Genomic DNA, 14,332 nt, shown 5'->3' on the forward strand with positions numbered 1-14,332 from the left:
GGTCGGACTTGGTGAAACGTGTGCAACACGAGCATCTTCGGCGAATCCGTTGCCGGATCCGTGTGCGCCGAGGTCGAGGGAACCTGACCTGGGCGCAGCATGAACACACTCGCGTTGAACAGGGTACGCGATGCCGCAGTACCAGCACAAACCCGGATAGAGTCGGCGTGTGACCGATCTTTCCACACCGTCGTCCACTCCCGGCCGCGGCCGAATCGATTCGGTCGCGAGTGACCGCGCGAGTCGTCTCTGGTGGGATTCCGACGCCGAGAGCTACCACCGTACGCACGGCGCGTTTCTCGGAGTGTCGACCGAATCCGGGGAGTTCGTCTGGTGCCCGGAGGGGCTGCACGAGGGCGACGTGCATCTGCTGGGCGACGTCGCGGGCAAGGACGTCCTCGAAGTGGGCTGCGGCAGTGCACCGTGCGCCCGCTGGCTCGGAACCCAGGGTGCGCGCGCGATCGGTCTCGACATCTCGATGGGCATGTTGCAGCGCGGCGTCGATGCAATGACCGCGGGCGGGTCGACGGTTCCGCTGGTGCAGGCCAGTGCCGAGTCCTTGCCGTTTGCCGACGAACGATTCGACATCGTCTGCTCGGCCTTCGGTGCGGTGCCGTTCGTCGCGGACTCGGCCAATGTGATGAAGGAAGTCGCGCGGGTACTCCGGCCGGGCGGGATCTGGGTGTTCGCCGTCAACCATCCGATGCGCTGGGTGTTTCCGGACGATCCCGGGGTCGGCGGTCTGACCGCGACGATTCCGTACTTCGATCGAACCCCGTACGTCGAATACGACGCCGACGGGACTCCCAACTACGTGGAGCATCACCGCACGATCGGTGACCGCGTGCGCGAACTGGTCGCCGCAGGTCTCGAGGTGCGCGACATCGTCGAACCGGACTGGCCGGAATGGCTCGACCGCGAGTGGGGACAGTGGAGCCCACTGCGCGGCCAGCTCTTTCCGGGCACCGCGATCTTCAGCAGCCGCAAACCGCACTGACGGAGTCCGCCGCGATCAGCGCCGGTGCACCCGGGCTTCCACGGCCTCGGTGAATGCGCTGGTCGACGCCTGCCCACCGAGGTCGGCTGTCGCGACCCCGGATTCGACCGTGGCGTCGACGGCGTCACGGATCCGGCCGGCGGCCGCGGCCAGCCGATCGTCCCTGTGCCGCGGGGCGAGCCACTCGAGCAGCATCGCAGCTGACAGGAAGAGTGCCGTCGGATTGGCACGGTTCTTGCCTGCGATGTCCGGGGCCGATCCGTGCGAGGCCTGCGCCATCGCCTGGGTTTCCGAGGAATTGATCGACGGCGCGGTGCCCAACGACCCGGACAGCTCACCCGTCAGATCCGACAGAATGTCACCGAACATGTTCTCGGCCACGATGACGTCGTAGTCCTCGCCCCGCCGAACCAGGTGCGCCGCGAGCGCGTCGACGTGCTCCTCGGTTACCTGGACGTGCGGAAATTGCTCGCTCACGGCGCGGCACGCATCGCGGAACAGCCCCGTCGTCATGGACAGCACGTTGGTCTTGTGCACGATGGTCAGTTTCCTGCTGCGTCGCTCAGCCAGCGAGAATGCCTCACGTGCAATGCGTTCGCAGGCCGCACGCGTGAACACTCCGACGGCCAACGCCACATCGGGAGTGGGCATGAACTCCCCGCTGCCGACGAACATGTTGCGATCGGCGTAGAAACCCTCGGTGTTCTCCCGCACGACCACCAGATCCATCCGCGGAGACACCGCCCGTACGCCGGGCAGTGCCTTCGCCGGCCGAATGTTGGCGAACAGGTCGAATTTCTTGCGAATCCGTCCGCCTGGAGTCAGTTCGGATCGGAACGGCTCCGGATACGACGCGCTGTCGTGCGGTCCCAGAATCCAGCTTTCGAGCTCACCCAATTCGTCCAGCGTGTTCCCGGGTATCGGCGTTCCGTGGTGGTCGATGGCGTCCATGCCCAGAGGGAGGCGCACCCAGTCGACGGCCGGTCCGCCGACGGACGCCAGGGCCGCGTCGACCACCCGGATCGTCGCGGGCACGATCTCGTGGCCTATCCCGTCGCCGGTCATGGCCCCGATCCTGAGCGTCGTCGTATTCCGGCCGTCCGTCTGCGACATCATGGGCTCCATGGTGCAGTCCGCAGAACTACTACTCGACTCCGGCCTCGACGCAGCGGTGCGCCGCGAGTGGGCGGCGCTGTCCGAGGCCGGGCTCCCGAGTCAGAACCGCCACGGCGGTGAGTCGAATCGCCCGCACGTCACCGTCGCAGTGGCGTCGTCGATGCCGGCCGCGGTGGACGACGGCGATGCGGTCCGCTTCGATCCGTTCGATGTGCGCCTGGGCGGGCTCGTCGTGTTCGGCGGTCGAACGATCACCCTGGCGCGACTGGTCGTTCCGTCGAGCGAGTTGCTCGATCTGCACGCCCGGATGCACGAGGCAGTGGGCGAACGTTCGCTCGACCACCTCGAACCCGGCCGATGGACGCCGCACGCGACGTTGGCTCGACGGTTGACGCCCGAGGAGGCAGGAGCGGCGGTGCGCCTGCTCTCGGCGGACATCGATGATCTGGTGGGATCTGCGGTGGCGCTGCGCCGATGGGACGGCGAGGCCAAGCGCGAATGGCGGATCGGCTGACCCGGGGCACTCTAGAACCGGAAGTCGCCGAACTGGGTCACCTCCGCGTGGGTATCGGGAGCGAAGCCTGCGAGCACGACGGCGTCGAGGGCCAGGAACAGCAGCACAACTACCAATACAATTGTCATGCCGCAAGCTTCCAACCTGCGAAGAATGCGCACGAGTGGCAGTAAAGCCATATATCGACGACTTTCTGCCATACTTCTTTTCATGCTGAAACGAGTGGTTGTCGCGCTGATGCCGTTGACCGAACAGTTCGAGCTGGGCGTCGCCTGCGAGGTGTTCGGATTCGATCGCTCGGACGAGGGCCTACCCACCTACGACTTCTCTCTGATCGCAGGTGTCCCCCAACCGATCCGCACCCGCGTCGGTTACACCATCGACGTCCCTCACGATCTCGACAGTCTCGACAGCGCCGATCTGATCATCATTCCGGCCGGCGGCACCGAAGCCGCCGAGGACGGTACATACGTCTGCGGAGCTGGACACAACTCGTCCATCGAGCCACTACTGGCCAAACTTCGCGCGGCCGTCGACAGGGGTGCCATGGTCGCCAGCCTGTGCAACGGCGCGTTCGTACTGGGCAAGGCCGGACTGCTCGACGGCCGCCCCTGTACGACGCATTGGCGGCACTCCGCTTTGCTGGCCGCGAAATATCCACTCGCGCAGGTCGATCCGAACGTCCTCTACGTCGACGACGGAAACGTGCTGACAAGCGCGGGCACAGCGGCCGGAATCGACCTGTGCCTGCACATCGTGCGCAAGTACCAGGGCAGCGTCGTGGCCAACGGGATCGCTCGCCGGATGGTCGTTCCTCCGCATCGTGACGGCGGCCAGGCTCAATTCGTCACCAGTCCCCTGCCCGCCACTCGTACCGAGACACTGGCTCCGCTGCTGGACTGGATGACCGAGAACCTCGACTCCGAGCTGACCATCGGTCGACTGGCGGCGAGGGTGAACATGTCGGCGCGAACCTTCGCCCGCAAGTTCGCGGCCGAAACCGGAACCACGCCCGCGCGCTGGCTCAACGACCAACGAGTACTGGCGGCGCAGCAGCTGTTGGAGAACTCGGATCTGCCGATGGATTCGATCGCCGAGGTGGTCGGTTTCGGAAATGCGGCAGCCTTGCGGCAGCATTTCGTGAGGTTGCGATGCACCACGCCGAATGCGTATCGCCGCACGTTCCGTGCCGCACCCCAGCCCGCCTGACGCAGGCGCTCCGACCCGGCCGGGATGATTCCGGTGAGTACCTGCGTTGGAACACTCCAGAAGCGCAATCAATCGAAAGGGACCGCGTGGCCACTCAGACTTTGACCCAGCAGAATTTCGACGAGATCGTGACGAACAACGACGTGGTGTTGGTCGATTTCTGGGCGTCCTGGTGCGGACCGTGCCGCCAGTTCGCGCCGACGTTCGAGAAGTCGTCCGACGCGCACCCCGACGTGGTGCACGCCAAGGTGGACACCGAGGCCGAGCAGGGACTTGCTGCCGCGGCGCAGATCCAGTCGATCCCGACGATCATGGCGTTCCGCGAAGGAATTCTGGTGTATGCACAGCCCGGCGCACTGCCTGCGCCGGCGCTCGAGGACCTCGTCGGTCAGATCAAGGCACTCGACATGGACGTCGTGCGCCAGCAGATCGCCGAGCAGGCTCCCGCGGCGGAGTAGTTTCTCGCCGCTGCACACGACGCGAAGGGCCGCTCACCGAATTCGGTGAGCGGCCCTTCGTCGTTCGTCCTGCGCGGCCTCGAATCAGTGCGCAGCGGCATCCCAGCTGCGGCCGGTGCCGACCGAGACTTCCAAGGGCACCGACAGTTCGATGGCCGAGGACATCTTGTCGCGTACGAGCGCTTCGACTTCCTCACGCTCGGATTCGACGACCTCGAGCACCAGTTCGTCGTGGACCTGCAACAGCATTCGTGACTTCAGCGTCGACTCCGCCAGTGATCGGTGCACGTCGATCATCGCGACCTTGATGATGTCTGCGGCGGTGCCCTGGATCGGGGCGTTGAGAGCTGCCCGCTCGGCGACCTCGCGGCGCTGACGGTTGTCGCTGTTGAGATCGGGCAGGTAGCGGCGCCTGCCGTACAGCGTGGAGGTGTATCCCACCTTGCGCGCTTCCTCGACGGCGTTGCGCAGGTAGTCACGGACGCCGCCGAACCGCGCGAAGTACGCCTCCATCTGCTGCTTCGCCTCGTCGGTGGAGATCTTGAGCTGCGCGGCGAGACCGAATGCGCTGAGTCCGTATGCCAATCCGTACGACATCGCCTTGACCCGGCGACGCAGTTCGGGGGTGACCTCCTCGATCGGCACGCCGAACGCCCGGGCACCGACGAAACTGTGCAGATCCTCGCCGGTGTTGAACGCCTCGATCAGACCTTCGTCGCCGGATACGTGCGCCATGATGCGCATTTCGATCTGGCTGTAGTCGGCAGTGAGCAGTGTGTCGTATCCGGCCCCGACGACGAAGCCGTCACGGATGTGGCGTCCCGCCTCGTTGCGCACCGGAATGTTCTGCAGGTTCGGCTCGGTGGACGACAGTCGTCCGGTGGCCGCGACCGTCTGATTGAACGTGGTGTGAATGCGGCCGTCGTCGGCGACGGATTTCAGCAGGCCGTCGACCGTCACCTTCATCCGCGTCGCGTCCCGGTGATCGAGCAGGAACTTCAGGAACGGATGCTCGGTCTTCTCGAACAGCCCCTGCAGCGCATCGGCATCGGTGGTGTACCCGGTCTTGGTCTTCTTCGTCTTGGGCATGTCGAGTTCCTCGAACAACACCACCTGCAACTGCTTCGGAGACCCGAGGTTGATCTGCTTGTCGATCACGCCGTAGGCGGAGTTCGCGGCCTCGTCCACCTGCGCGGCGAATCCGGATTGCAGCGCGCGCAGGTGATCACCGTTCACGGCGATACCCGTTGCCTCGACATCTGCCAACACCGTCAGCAAAGGCAGCTCCATCTCGGAGAGCAGGGTGGTCGACTCGATGGCGGCGAGCTCGGCGTCCAGCGCATCGGCCAGGTCGATGACGGCCCGCGCCTTGAGAATCTCGCCCTCCGCGAACGCCGCATCGGCGGTGTCCTCCGCGTCGAGCAACGACATCTGACCTTCACCCGCATCCTCCACCCGGAGTTCGCGCTTGAGGTAGCGCAACGACAGGTCGTCGAGATTGAACGATCGCTGACCGGGCCGCACCAGGTACGCCGCCAGTGCGGTGTCGGTGGTCAAGCCGCCGAGGGTCCAGCCGCGCCCACGAACCGCATGCAGAGCCCACTTGGCCTCGTGCAAGGCCTTGGGTTGCGCTGCATCTGCGAGCCAGGCCGCGAGTGCCTGCTCGTCGGATTCGTCCAGAGCGGTCGTCGTGACGAACGCGCCCTCGCCGTCGGCCGCGGCGATCGCCACCGACGTCGCATCGCTGTCGAACGGCCGACGCGGGCCGAGAATCGACAGCCCACTGCGCCTGCCGTCGGCTGCGTGTTCCGCCAACCAGGCGGCCAGTTCACCCGGTGCGACGATGCCGCCGCGGACGTCGAACCCTTCCTCCGCCTCGGGTTCGACCGACGCGAGTGTCTCGAACAACCGGTCCCGCAGAATGCGGAACTCGAGGTCGTCGAACAGGGCGTGAATCTTTTCCCGGTCCCACGGGGCCAGTTCGAGCTGATCCGGGGTGTAGGGCAACGGCACATCTCGGACCATCTCGGTGAGCTCGCGGTTGAGCACCACACTGGACAGGTTGGCGCGCAGTGCATCTCCCACTTTGCCCTTGACCTTGTCCACGTTGTCGACGAGGGCGGTGAGGGAACCGTATTCGATGATCCATTTGGTGGCCGTCTTCTCGCCGACCCCAGGAATGCCAGGAAGGTTGTCGCTCGGGTCTCCGCGCAGGGCCGCGAAGTCCGGGTACTGCGACGGCGTCAACCCGTACTTGGTGGCGACCTCGTCGGGAGTGAACCGAGTCAGATCCGAGACGCCCTTGCGCGGATACAACACCGTGACGTTGTCGGTCACCAGCTGCAGCGCATCGCGGTCGCCGGTGACCACCAGGACGCGGTAGCCGAGCGCCTCCGCCTGGGTCACCAGAGTGGCGATGATGTCGTCCGCCTCGAAGCCGGCCTCTGCCATCACCGGGATACCCATGGCCCCGAGTACGTCCTTGGTGATGTCGACCTGGCCGGCGAACTCGTCCGGAGTCTTGCTGCGGTTGGCCTTGTACTCGGGGAACCGCTCGGCGCGGAAGGTCTGCCGCGAGACGTCGAACGCCGCCGCGATGTGCGTCGGCTTCTCGTCCCGCAGCAGATTGATCAACATCGAGGTGAACCCGTACACGGCGTTGGTGGACTGACCGCTGGTGGTCTTGAAGTTGTCCGCAGGCAACGCGAAGAAGGCACGGAACGCCATCGAGTGGCCGTCGATGAGCAGCAACGTGGGCCGCTCCCCGCCCGCCTTCGCGTCGGTCTCGGCTGCGGGCGCTGCACTTTTCTCCGTTACTGGGCTCACGGTTGACCAGTCTAGGGAGCGGGTCCGACAACTCGAAGCCGGATGCAGGTGCCGCGACGCGATCGCTCTCACGGCGCGCGTCGTGCACCGCGAAACACAACCGATACTTTCCGGAAATCTCAGTCGCCGATTTTGCGTCGTTTCAGCGGATAGAGTCCGACAATTGCAGGAAACCCCACATACCCGTGGCTCAACGACAACCCGTCCGGAGGACGTGCGTGGCTCCAAATGTTCGATGGACCAGAAAGGTGCAACCGCCGAGGTTGCGCGCAAGATCTGCCGTTCGGCTCTTCCAGCGAACACTCCTACTCGCCGTTCTGAGTTCCATTGCCGCGCTGCTGTTCAGTGCGCCGGCATTGGCCCAGGAACCTACCCCCACTCCCCCGGCAGCACCGGGGACCAGTGCCGAACAGGCACCGCCGGCGGACGCCGTCAGCGTCGCCGGATCTCTCAACAACGGTGGCGAACGACTCATCGGAGTCGACGTCGCGGCGCTGGACGCGTCCGGCGCCGAAGTCGCCCGCACCACCAGTGAAACCGGCGGCCGGTGGACCCTCGAATTGTCGCCCGGCACATACACATTCCAGGTGGTTCAGGAAACGCTCCCCGACGGCGTCAGCGTCCAGGGCGAGGTCCAGCGCGATGTGCAGGCCGGGCGTTCCAACACCGTCATCTTCTCGTTCGGTGAGGCCAGAACCGCCACCAGCATTCCGTTCTACGAGAAGTTCGTCCGCACCACGGTCGACGGCTTTCGCTTCGGCCTCGTCATCGCGCTCGCCGCGGTCGGACTGAGTCTGATCTTCGGCACCACCGGTCTGACGAACTTCGCGCACGGAGAGATGGTCACGCTCGGTGCCGTCGCGGCGTGGTTCTTCAACGTCAGTGTCGGGATACAACTCATCCCGGCCACGCTGCTGGCAATCGTCGTAGGAGTCGCGATCGGCTGGCTCAACAACGCCCTGATATGGCGTCCGTTGCGCAAGCGACGGACCGGCCTCATCGCGCAGCTCGTGGTGACGATCGGCCTCGCGATCGCACTGCGCTATCTCATCCTGATCTTCTTCTCGGACCGCTCCGAACCCTTCGACGACTACCAGGCTCAGACCGAGAACAACTGGGGTCCGCTCTCGATCACCAACGTCAACCTCGCCTGCATCGTCATCAGCATCGTCGTCCTGGTCGGCGTCGCACTGATGTTGCAGCGCACCAAGATCGGCAAGGCCATGCGTGCGGTTGCCGACAACCGGGACCTCGCTGCGTCCTCCGGCATCAACGTCGAGCGTGTGGTCACGTTCGTCTGGTGCCTCGGCGGCGGCCTGGCTGCCCTCGGCGGCGTGTTGTTCGGGCTCTCCGAACTCGGCGGTCGCGTCCAGTGGGAGATGGGCTTCAAACTCCTGTTGCTCATGTTCGCCGGCATCACACTCGGTGGACTGGGAACGGCCTACGGCGCCTTCCTCGGTTGCGTCATCGTCGGTCTGCTCGTGCAGTGGTCGACGCTGGTCATCAATCCCGATCTCAAATACATCGGAGGGTTGCTCGTCTTGATTCTCATCCTCGTCGTCCGTCCACAGGGCATCCTCGGCTCGCGACAAAGGATCGGGTGACCTTCACATGGATATCATCGGCGCACTTCAGATCTCACTCGCTCAGCTGGTCGGCCCGTCGGCCATCTTCTACGCTCTACTCGCCATCGGCCTGAACCTGCACTTCGGTTACGCCGGACTGCTCAACTTCGGTCAGATCGGCTTCGCACTGCTCGGCGGCTACGGCGTCGGCATCACCACGATCACCTACGAACAACCGCTGTGGCTGGGCATTCTGGTCGGCCTCGCTGCAGCCGGATTACTGGCCCTGGTTCTCGGCATTCCGACCCTGCGACTGCGAGCCGACTATCTCGCGATCGTCACCATCGCCGCCTCGGAGATTCTCCGATTGGTGTTTCGTTCCACCGCAACGGATTCGGTGACCAAATCCACCAACGGCATCACCGGCTTCGCCGGCCCGTTCACCAGCATGAGCCCGTTCGAGGGTGGTAAGTCCTACGAATTCATCGGCGTGCGGTTCCTCGGCAACGATCTGTGGGCCATGCTCGTCGGCTGGACGCTGGTCCTGCTGCTGTGCGGCGTGGTCTACCTGCTGACGCACAGCCCGTGGGGACGCGTCCTCAAGGCTGTCCGTGAGGACGAGGACGCAGCCCGTTCGCTGGGCAAGAACGTCTTCGTCTACAAGATGCAGGCACTGGTTCTCGGTGGCGTCATCGGCGGTATGGGCGGTGTGTTCAACGCACTGCAGACCCAATCCATCAACCCGGACTTCTACTCGACAGCCCAGACGTTCTTCGCCTTCGGCGCACTGATTCTCGGTGGGGCGGCAACAGTGTTCGGCCCGGTACTGGGCGCGATGCTCTTCTGGTTCCTGCTGTCCATTCCCGATGCGATTCTGCGGCAATTGATCTCCGGCGACGACCCGGTGCTCAACCTCACCGGTGCCCAGGTCGGTGCCACGCGATTCGTGCTCCTGGGAATCCTGATCGCCGTCTTGATGGTGTTCAGACCTCAGGGCATTCTCGGCAACAAGCGAGAGGTTCAACTCAATGCCTGACCCGAGCAAGGATGCTGCTGCAACGGCCGCACCGAGCAAGAAAGCAAGCACACTCGAATCACGCGCTGCGCAGGCGTTGTCGAGCGATCAACGCGCGGCCCTGTTCGCCGGTGTTCCCAACGAACCCGGCGCACCGAAACCGGACGCCACCATGGTGGTCGACGGCGTCTCGCGCACCTTCGGCGGCCTCAAGGCCGTCGACGTGGCGCACCTGGAGATTCAGCGTGGCTGCATCACCGGGCTCATCGGGCCCAACGGCGCAGGCAAGACCACCCTGTTCAACCTGCTCACGGGATTCGATCGACCCGACACCGGGACCTGGTCGATGGACGGCCAGGAACTGGGCCGGATGCATCCGCACCAGGTGGCCCGCAAAGGTGTGGTGCGCACGTTCCAGTTGACCAAGGCACTGTCGAAACTGACTGTGCTGGACAATGTTCGGCTGGGTGCAACCGGTCAGCGCGGTGAGCGTATGATCAACACCTTCATGCCGTGGACCTGGAAAGCCCAAGAACGTCAGATCACCGAACGCGCCTACGAGCTACTGGGCCGCTTCAAGCTCGACGCCAAGGCCGACGACCTCGCCGGCTCGTTGTCCGGCGGCCAGCGCAAGCTGCTGGAGATGGCGCGTGCGTTGATGACCGATCCGTCGGTGGTCATGCTCGACGAGCCCATGGCCGGGGTAAATCCAGCTCTGACGCAGTCACTTCTGGGGCACATCAAGTCGCTTCGCGACGACGGTATGACGGTGGTGTTCGTCGAGCACGACATGGACGTCATCCGCGACATCAGTGACTGGGTGGTGGTGATGGCTCAAGGCAGCATCATTGCCGAGTCCACCCCCGAGGAGCTCTCCAACAACGGAGCCGTCGTCGACGCGTATCTCGGTAGCCATCACGATCAGGCTCTCGAATTCGATGCCGACGGCAATCCGGTCGGGGCAACCGCCGAACTGGCGGAGGCACTGAAGCAGGCCGAGAAGGAAGAACTCGAAGCGGGAGGCGATCTTTCGGAACCGGAGTTCGTCAGCCCAGTGACGCCCGACGTGGCCGAGGGCGGCTCACACCGGGCCAAGGAGGACAACTGATGAGCGAACAGACATTGACGCCGGCGGAATTCGCCGCGACACCCGAGGAACATGCTCGACTCGCCGAAGGTGCACTGCTGCGCGCCGACGGACTGGTGGCCGGATACATCCCCGGCGTCAACATCCTCAGCGAGTGCAACTTCTTCCTCAACGACGGGGAGATCGTCGGCATCATCGGACCCAACGGTGCCGGAAAGTCGACCCTCCTCAAGACCCTGTTCGGGCTGGTCGCCGTCCGTGAGGGCAGCGTCAAACTGCGCGGCGACAACATCACCTCCGCGGAAGCGCATGTGTTGGTCACCAAGGGAGTCGGCTACGTTCCGCAGACGCAGAACGTGTTCCCGTCGCTCACCATCGAAGAGAACCTCGAAATGGGAATCTATTTGCGTCCCAAGAAGTTCGGTGAGCGTTTCGAGTTCGTCAGCGAGCTGTTCCCGCTGCTCGGCGAACGCAAGAAGGTCAAGGCAGGCGCGCTGTCCGGCGGCGAGCGACAGATGGTCGCCATGGGACGCGCACTGATGATGGAGCCGTCGGTACTGCTGCTCGACGAACCGTCGGCCGGATTGTCACCGATGTTCCAGGACGAGGTGTTCATCCGCTGCAAGAAGATCAATGCAGCGGGCGTCTCGATCATCATGGTCGAGCAGAACGCCCGTCGCTGCCTCCAGATCTGCGACCGTGGCTATGTACTCGATCAGGGCCGCAACGCCTACACCGACACCGGTCCGGCATTGATGAACGACCCGAAGGTGATCGAGCTGTACCTCGGCACACTGGCGGGAAGCAAAGAGAAGAAGTAGCTGCTCGGCAAACGACGAAGGCCCCGGTTCGATGTCGACCGGGGCCTTCGTCGTTGCGGTCGAACGTGCGACACCTACGAAAACCTCTGGGCCCGAGTCCTGATCGAGGACTCGGGCCCAGAGGCTGTGTGACAGTTACAGATCACTCACCGACGACGATGTAATCTTCCGTCGTCAGGGTGTTGTCCGGTCCGAAGACCAGGTTGCCGTACGAACCGGTGGCGGGCTCTCCTGCGTCACTGAAGTTCAGCGCGCCGGTGATTCCGTCGTAGTCGATATCGGTTCCGGCCTTGACGAGCGGAAGGCACTCGGCGTAGCTGGTGCACTTGGTGCCGTCCTTGGTGACGCTGTTGATGTTGGCCGCGATGTCGGTACCTGCCGTCGACTTGGCCTGCTCGGCAGCGAGCGCCGAGATGATCACTGCGTCATAGGACTCACCCGCGTAGTTGAAGTCGACCAGAGCCGGATCGACGACCTTGAGACGATCCTGGAATCCGGTGCCGACATCGGTCAACGGAGTGGTGCCGCGCATCGTGTCCAGCAGACCCGCTGCGACCGACTCACCGAGGGCGTTGCCCATGTTGCCGTCGACGCCGTAGACCAGCGTGCCGTCGGACGGTCCGATGCCGATCTCGTGCATACGGGTGATGATCTTCGCGGACTCCTCGAAGCCGATGATGGCCACGGCGTCCGGGTTGAAGTTCTTCACACCGTCGACCTCGGCGTTGAACGACTGTGCGTTCGGGTCGTAGATCGTGGTCTGGATCTGGTCCGCCGCGATGCCTGCCTCTTCGAGGTTGTCCGCGGTGTTCGCGGCCAGGCCCGTGCCGTACGGGTCGTTGAGCGCGAGGATGGCGACGCGCTGCGCACCGTCCTGGGCGATCAGCTGGGACAGGGCCTGCGCCTGCAGCACGTCGGTGGGTGCGGTACGGAAGTACTGACCCTTGTCCGGGTAGCAGACGAACTGATCGGACGTGTTGGCCGGCGAGAACTGCACGACGCCTGCGCTGGCGATCTTGTCGATGACCTTGAGCGAGACCGAGGACGACGCTGCACCGACGATGACGTCGGAACCGCCGGCGAGCAAGCGGTCCACCGTGGTGTTGGCGGTATCGGTCGTCGTGTCGCCCGAGTCACCGGGGATGAGCGTGACGGGCTGCTCGAGGACGCCACCGGCTTCGTTGACGTCGTTGACGGCCAGCTGCACACCGGCAACTTCGGGCGGGCCGAGGAAGGCCAGGGTTCCGGTCTCGGGGAGGAGGGTTCCCACCACCAGCGGGGCCGTGTCGGGGGTTGCCCCGGCAGTGGCCTGCTCGGGCGTGCAGTCGGTGGAGACGGTCGTTTCCGCGGCTGCAGTGCCGCCGCTGGCACTGGTGGAGTCGGTCGAGCCCGAGTCGTCGCTCGACGAACAGCCGAACAGTGCGAGCGAGGTAACGCTCAGCACCGCAGCCGTGCGGACATAGGTCCGAATTGCCATCTAGGTTCTCCTTGAAATTGCTCGTCGATGAAGCGCACCTGAGTTACATGTGGCTCACGTGTGGGTCAGACGCTAATGCTCGGAGCCGATTCGCAAGGCCTAGAACGACGCTCGTGACCTGACTGTGACCTAGAGAGTCGAAGTTTTACGTGGCCGTAGCTTTCGCCGGCCGATCAGCTGTCTCCCACGGGCTTGTTCGCAGGGGTACCGAGCGTGTCGATCACGACCTCCGCGACGGCCTTCATCGTCGTCCTGCGATCCATCGCAGCGCGCTGAATCCACTTGAACGCCTGCGGTTCTGTGAGCGATTGCGATTCCATCAGGATGCCCTTGGCCTTCTCGATGAGCTTGCGCGTCTCGAGCCGATCCTGCAGATCGACGATCTCGGATTCGAGGGCGGAGATCTCACCGAAACGGCTGGCGGCCAACTCCACCGCAGGCATCAGATCGGCTTTGGTGAACGGCTTGACCAGATACGCCATGGCCCCGGCATCGCGCGCCTTCTCCACGAGCTCGCGTTGACTGAACGCGGTGAGAATGACGACGGGCGCGATGCGCTTCTCGGCTATCTCCGACGCCGCATCGATTCCGTCCCGACGCGGCATCTTCACATCCATGATGACCAGATCGGGACGCAGTTCGACGGCCAACTCCACCGCCTGCTGACCGTCGGCCGCTTCACCGACCACGTCGTACCCCTCCTCACGGAGCATCTCCACGAGGTCCAATCGGATCAGGGATTCGTCCTCTGCCACCACCACACGAAGCGGGGGCTTGCCAGTACCGTGCGCACCAGGAGCATTCATCTGTATCGGTCTCCTTTGACAGTCATCGCCCATCAGGGCCGTCGAGCATCTGAAGGGTACCGGTGCGCGAGGCCGAAAGCGCATCTTCTAAACTCGTCAATCGTTGCTTGAAAGACGCCAGCCCTCGTATCCCAATTGGCAGAGGAAACGGATTCAAAACCCGTCCAGTGTGAGTTCGAGTCTCACCGAGGGCACCACAGCACAGCGTTCGACTCTTCGGGTCCGGTAATGGTCACCCTCGATCGCGCCTACAGTGGAGTGATGTACATACCCAGCAGTCTTCGTTGCCACGACACCAGTGCGGGCAATTTGTGCGCAGCGAAGGTCGACCATCGTTTCGGGGATTCGGCGGACCAGTCCGCCCAGTGGGTCTTCTACACCTGCAGCGCCGATTCCACCCACGAGACCGGTTACGTGGACCGCCTGGTCACTGCCTGAAAC

The 14,332-nt window shown here is 64.2% G+C and carries 13 protein-coding genes and 1 tRNA gene; 10 read left to right on the forward strand and 4 right to left on the reverse strand.

Annotation, left to right across the window (positions count from 1 at the left end):
• Positions 1-169 precede the first annotated feature (169 nt).
• Positions 170-997: a class I SAM-dependent methyltransferase gene (locus QM590_RS02655; RefSeq protein ID WP_269593959.1), complete on the forward strand. Its 828-nt coding sequence runs from the start codon at positions 170-172 to the stop codon at positions 995-997.
• 15 nt (positions 998-1,012) lie between these two features.
• Here the strand turns inward: QM590_RS02655 and QM590_RS02660 are convergent, their stop codons facing one another.
• On the reverse strand, positions 1,013-2,110 hold the full coding sequence (locus QM590_RS02660; RefSeq protein ID WP_269594002.1) for an isocitrate/isopropylmalate dehydrogenase family protein: 1,098 nt from the start codon (positions 2,108-2,110) through the stop codon (positions 1,013-1,015).
• Between the two features lie 10 nt (positions 2,111-2,120).
• Between QM590_RS02660 and QM590_RS02665 the strand changes: the two genes are divergently transcribed.
• The 3 genes from QM590_RS02665 to trxA all read left to right on the forward strand — a co-directional run bounded on the left by QM590_RS02665 (position 2,121) and on the right by trxA (position 4,294).
• Complete coding sequence (locus QM590_RS02665; protein WP_269593958.1) at positions 2,121-2,627, forward strand: 2'-5' RNA ligase family protein; 507 nt, start codon at positions 2,121-2,123, stop codon at positions 2,625-2,627.
• Positions 2,628-2,837: 210 nt separating this feature from the next.
• Positions 2,838-3,836 (forward strand): GlxA family transcriptional regulator, encoded by a 999-nt coding sequence (locus QM590_RS02670; RefSeq protein WP_269593957.1) that lies wholly within the window; start codon positions 2,838-2,840, stop codon positions 3,834-3,836.
• Between the two features lie 86 nt (positions 3,837-3,922).
• Positions 3,923-4,294, forward strand: a complete 372-nt coding sequence (gene trxA, locus QM590_RS02675; RefSeq protein WP_037192657.1) for a thioredoxin — start codon at positions 3,923-3,925, stop codon at positions 4,292-4,294.
• Positions 4,295-4,378: 84 nt separating this feature from the next.
• Here trxA and polA read toward each other — a convergent pair whose 3' ends face one another.
• Complete coding sequence (polA, locus tag QM590_RS02680; RefSeq protein WP_149406088.1) at positions 4,379-7,120, reverse strand: DNA polymerase I; 2,742 nt, start codon at positions 7,118-7,120, stop codon at positions 4,379-4,381.
• Positions 7,121-7,383: 263 nt separating this feature from the next.
• Here polA and QM590_RS02685 point away from each other — a divergent pair, with 263 nt between their 5' ends.
• The 4 genes from QM590_RS02685 to QM590_RS02700 are packed head-to-tail and all read left to right on the forward strand — an operon-like array spanning position 7,384 to position 11,608.
• A complete protein-coding gene (locus QM590_RS02685; RefSeq protein ID WP_269593956.1) occupies positions 7,384-8,724 on the forward strand; it encodes a branched-chain amino acid ABC transporter permease in 1,341 nt (446 codons plus the stop codon).
• A gap of 7 nt (positions 8,725-8,731) precedes the next feature.
• Complete coding sequence (locus QM590_RS02690) at positions 8,732-9,721, forward strand: branched-chain amino acid ABC transporter permease (protein WP_068052136.1); 990 nt, start codon at positions 8,732-8,734, stop codon at positions 9,719-9,721.
• Complete coding sequence (locus QM590_RS02695) at positions 9,714-10,808, forward strand: ABC transporter ATP-binding protein (protein ID WP_230594646.1); 1,095 nt, start codon at positions 9,714-9,716, stop codon at positions 10,806-10,808. The genes QM590_RS02690 and QM590_RS02695 overlap by 8 nt, the downstream gene beginning before the upstream one ends.
• Positions 10,808-11,608, forward strand: coding sequence for an ABC transporter ATP-binding protein (locus QM590_RS02700; RefSeq protein WP_032394315.1), 801 nt, complete (start codon positions 10,808-10,810; stop codon positions 11,606-11,608). Before QM590_RS02695 ends, QM590_RS02700 begins: the two co-directional genes overlap by 1 nt.
• A gap of 142 nt (positions 11,609-11,750) precedes the next feature.
• Here QM590_RS02700 and QM590_RS02705 read toward each other — a convergent pair whose 3' ends face one another.
• Both QM590_RS02705 and QM590_RS02710 read right to left on the reverse strand, forming a co-directional pair.
• The gene (locus QM590_RS02705) at positions 11,751-13,085 is read right to left on the reverse strand and encodes an ABC transporter substrate-binding protein (RefSeq protein WP_068052226.1); all 1,335 of its coding nucleotides are present in this window, start codon (positions 13,083-13,085) and stop codon (positions 11,751-11,753) included.
• Between the two features lie 173 nt (positions 13,086-13,258).
• Positions 13,259-13,891, reverse strand: coding sequence for an ANTAR domain-containing response regulator (locus tag QM590_RS02710; protein WP_269593955.1), 633 nt, complete (start codon positions 13,889-13,891; stop codon positions 13,259-13,261).
• A gap of 120 nt (positions 13,892-14,011) precedes the next feature.
• On the opposite strand from QM590_RS02710, the gene QM590_RS02715 reads away from it, so the two are divergent.
• Together QM590_RS02715 and QM590_RS02720 are read left to right on the forward strand one after the other, a co-directional pair.
• A tRNA-Leu gene (locus QM590_RS02715) sits at positions 14,012-14,088 on the forward strand.
• Between the two features lie 64 nt (positions 14,089-14,152).
• Positions 14,153-14,329 (forward strand): hypothetical protein, encoded by a 177-nt coding sequence (locus tag QM590_RS02720; protein ID WP_188078653.1) that lies wholly within the window; start codon positions 14,153-14,155, stop codon positions 14,327-14,329.
• Positions 14,330-14,332: the final 3 nt, after the last annotated feature.

It is taken from the genome of Rhodococcus sp. IEGM 1372, assembly GCF_030056835.1.
GTDB lineage: Bacteria > Actinomycetota > Actinomycetes > Mycobacteriales > Mycobacteriaceae > Rhodococcoides.